Source organism: Ramlibacter sp., assembly GCF_028292805.1.
GTDB lineage: Bacteria > Pseudomonadota > Gammaproteobacteria > Burkholderiales > Burkholderiaceae_C > Ramlibacter.
Map to the genome: position 1 here is coordinate 1 of NZ_JAQGLS010000183.1, position 3,768 is coordinate 3,768.

Below are 3,768 nucleotides of genomic sequence, written 5' to 3' on the forward strand. Positions count from 1 at the left end.
CGGCTGCGCCGCGCCGGCTGGCTGATCGACTCGCGCAGCTGCACCTCCTGCTCGCCCTTGAGCACGGCGCGCGAGCCGCCGGTGAGCTGCAGCGTGTTGTAGGCCTGGGCATCGACGGCCAGCGCGCCGGTGGCGATCAGCTGGCGCAGCACGCCGCGCAGCTGCTGCTCGGAGAACGCCGCGCCGATGCCGAAGGTGGAGAGCTTGTCGTGGCCGAACTGCGCCACCTTGTCGGTGGCCTTGCCGCGCAGGATGTCCATCACGTGGCCGGAGCCGAAGGTGATGCCGCTGGCCTGGTGCACCCGGTAGATGGTGGACAGCAGCATGCGCGCGGCCTGCGTGCCGTTCCACACCGCCGGCGGCTGCACGCAGTTGTCGCAGTTGCCGCATGGCTGCGAGGCTTCGCCGAAGTAGGCCAGCAGCCGCACCCGGCGGCAGTCGGTGGCCTCGGCCAGCGCCAGCAGCGCATCGAGCTTGCCGCGCAGCACCTGCTTGAACTCCTCGGCGGCCGGGCTTTCGTCGATCATCCGGCGCTGGTTCACCACGTCCTGCAGGCCGTAGGCCATCCAGGCATCGGACGGCAGGCCGTCGCGCCCGGCGCGGCCGGTCTCCTGGTAGTAGCCCTCGATGTTCTTGGGCAGGTCCAGGTGGGCGACGAAGCGCACGTCGGGCTTGTCGATGCCCATGCCGAAGGCGATGGTGGCCGTCATCACCACGCCGTCCTCGCGCAGGAAGCGGTCTTGGTGGCGCTGCCGCACTTGCGCATCGAGCCCGGCGTGGTAGGGCAGGGCGTCCATGCCTTCGCGGCACAGCATCTCGGCGATTTCCTCCACCCGCTTGCGTGACTGGCAGTACACGATGCCGGCCTCGCCGGCGTGCTCGCCCTCGATGAAGCGCAGCAGCTGCTGGGTGGGCTCGGTTTTCTCGGCGATCGTGTAGCGGATGTTCGGGCGGTCGAAGCTGCTGACGAACTGGCGCGCCTGCTCCAGCTGCAGGTGCTGCACGATGTCGGCACGGGTGATGTCGTCGGCCGTGGCCGTCAGCGCGATGCGCGGCACGTCGGCGTAGCGCTGGTGCAGCACCGCCAGTGCCCGGTATTCCGGCCGGAAATCGTGGCCCCACTGGCTGACGCAATGCGCCTCGTCGATGGCGAACAAGGCCAGCTTGCGCTGCTCGTGCAGCGTGTCCAGCAGCGCCAGGAAGCGCGCCGTGGCGATGCGTTCCGGCGCGGCGTACAGCATGGTGATTTCGCCGCGCAGCATCTTGCGTTCCACCGCGTTCGCTTCCTCCATCGACAGGGTGGAGTTGAGGAACTCGGCCTTGACGCCGGCCTCGCGCAAGGCGCCGACCTGGTCGTGCATCAGCGCGATCAGCGGCGACACCACGATGGAGACGCCCTGGCCGGCCTGCTGCCGGGCCAGCGCGGGGATCTGGTAGCACAGCGACTTGCCGCCACCGGTGGGCATGAGCACCAGCGCGTCGCCGCCGGCGATGACGTGCTGGACGATGTCTTCCTGTGCGCCGCGGAACGCGGAATAGCCGAAGACGTCGTGGAGAAGGGTGTGTGCAACTGACAAAGTGGGGTGATTGTCCCGCAGGGAGGATGTCCAACGCTTTCTCCCTAGAATCGGTAACCCATGAAACCTGTGATCTATACCCGTGGCCAGGCCTTGCCGGCGCTGCTCGCCAGGCGCATCGTCATCCTCGATGGCGCCATGGGCACCATGATCCAGCGCTTCAAGCTGGTCGAGGCCGACTACCGCGGCGATCGGCTGCGCGACCACCCCAAGGACGTCAAGAACAACGGCGACCTGCTGGTGCTGACGCGCCCGGACGTGATCCGCGACATCCACGAGGGGTATCTCGCCGCCGGCGCCGATATCCTGGAGACCAACACCTTCGGCGCCAACCAGCTGGCCCAGGACGACTACCAGCTGGGGCACCTGGCGCGCGAGATGAACGTGGCGGCGGCCCGGCTGGCGCGCGAAGCCGCCGACAAGTTCTCCACGCCCGAGCATCCGCGCTTCGTCGCCGGCGCCCTCGGCCCGACGCCGCGCACGGCCAGCATCAGCCCGGACGTGAACGACCCGGGCGCGCGCAACGTCGACTTCGAGCAGCTGCGGGCGTCCTATTACGAGCAGGTCTCGGGGCTGGCCGAAGGCGGCGTCGACCTGCTGCTGGTGGAAACCATCTTCGACACGCTCAACGCCAAGGCCGCGCTGTTCGCCATCGAGGAGTTCTTCGCCGACAGCGGCGAGCGGCTGCCGCTGATCATCAGCGGCACCGTCACCGATGCCAGCGGCCGCATCCTCAGCGGCCAGACCGTCAGCGCCTTCTGGAACAGCGTGCGGCATGCCCGGCCGCTGGCGGTGGGCCTGAACTGCGCGCTGGGCGCGGCGCTGATGCGCCCCTACATCCAGGAGCTGGCCAAGGTTGCGGGCGACACCTTCATCAGCTGCTATCCGAACGCCGGCCTGCCCAACCCGATGAGCGAAACCGGCTTCGACGAGACGCCGGAAGACACCTCGCGCCTGCTGCGCGAGTTCGCCGCCGAAGGCCTGGTGAACATCGTCGGCGGCTGCTGCGGCACCACACCGGAGCACATCGCCGCCATCGGCCAGGCCGTGCTGCCGCTGGGCGCGCGCACCGTCAAGCGCGACTTCTTCTACAAGGAAGAGGCTTAGGCGTCCGGCAAAGCCTTCTGCCCGGCTGGAGGGCGGCGGATAATCCTGCGTCATGGACGCCATCGACCGGAACATCCTGAAGGTATTGCAAGCCGACGCCCGCACCAGCCTGCAGCAGATCGGGCAGGCCGTCGGGCTGAGCGCCTCGCCTTGCTGGGAGCGCATCCGCAAGATGGAGCTGGCCGGCGTGATCGAGGGCTACACGGTGCGCCTGAACGCCCAGGCCCTGGACCTGAGCGACACGGTGCTGGTGCAGGTCACCCTGGACAGCCATTCCGACAACACGCTGGAAAAGTTCGGCGAAACGCTGGCCGCGATCCCCGAGGTGATCGAGGCCTACCTGGTGTCCGGCGAGTACGACTACCTGCTGCGGGTCGCGGTGAAGGACACGCGCGATTACGAGCGGCTGCTGCGCGAGCGCCTGTACAAGATCAAGGGGATCCGGCACAGCAAGTCGAGCTTCGTGCTGCGGACGCTGAAGAAGGCGGACCTGCCGCTCTGAGCAAGGTGCGCTGGCCAGCGTGCGCACCTTGCCAGGAGGGGCTTGCCGGGCGTGCTGGCGTTGCCTGCGCACCATGCCTTAAAATCCCCCCACCTCAAGGAGCGCTGCAGCGGCCACACGCCGTCAGGCTTGAGACGACCCAACCGCGCTCACCCGTAACCCCAACGAGGTGAGTGTGATGCAACAGCGCCAAGTCCCCCCCATGAAGCTGGCCGGCCTGGAGCCGGTCACCATCGGCGAGGGCAGTTTGTTCGTCAACATCGGCGAACGCACCAACGTCACCGGCTCGAAAGCCTTCGCGCGCCTGGTCCTGGCCGGCCACTACGAGCAGGCCCTGGCCGTCGCCCGCCAGCAGGTGGAGAACGGCGCCCAGGTCATCGACATCAACATGGACGAGGCCATGCTGGACAGCAAGGCGGCCATGGTCCGCTTCCTCAACCTGATCGCCAGCGAGCCCGACATCGCCCGGGTGCCGATCATGGTCGACTCGTCCAAGTGGGAAGTGATCGAGGCCGGCCTGCGCTGCATCCAGGGCAAGGGCATCGTCAACTCGATCAGCATGAAGGAAGGCGAGGCCGAGTT

The 3,768-nt window shown here is 68.0% G+C and carries 4 protein-coding genes and 1 riboswitch; of the genes, 3 read left to right on the top strand and 1 reads right to left on the bottom strand.

Annotated elements, in window-relative coordinates:
• Nucleotides 1–1,577, bottom strand: a 1,577-nt coding sequence (recQ, locus tag JWP65_RS11300; protein ID WP_299763735.1) for a DNA helicase RecQ, incomplete at its 3' end; no start/stop codon positions are given.
• A gap of 60 nt (nucleotides 1,578–1,637) precedes the next feature.
• Between recQ and JWP65_RS11305 the strand changes: the two genes are divergently transcribed.
• The 3 genes from JWP65_RS11305 to JWP65_RS11315 form a co-directional block, all read left to right on the top strand.
• Complete coding sequence (locus JWP65_RS11305) at nucleotides 1,638–2,684, top strand: homocysteine S-methyltransferase family protein (RefSeq protein WP_299763737.1); 1,047 nt, start codon at nucleotides 1,638–1,640, stop codon at nucleotides 2,682–2,684.
• A 52-nt stretch (nucleotides 2,685–2,736) separates the two neighbouring features.
• Nucleotides 2,737–3,186 (top strand): Lrp/AsnC family transcriptional regulator, encoded by a 450-nt coding sequence (locus JWP65_RS11310; RefSeq protein WP_299763739.1) that lies wholly within the window; start codon nucleotides 2,737–2,739, stop codon nucleotides 3,184–3,186.
• A gap of 90 nt (nucleotides 3,187–3,276) precedes the next feature.
• Nucleotides 3,277–3,344: riboswitch (S-adenosyl-L-homocysteine riboswitch) on the top strand.
• Nucleotides 3,345–3,364: 20 nt separating this feature from the next.
• The coding region (locus tag JWP65_RS11315) for a dihydropteroate synthase (RefSeq protein ID WP_299763741.1) at nucleotides 3,365–3,768 on the top strand (404 nt) is incomplete at its 3' end.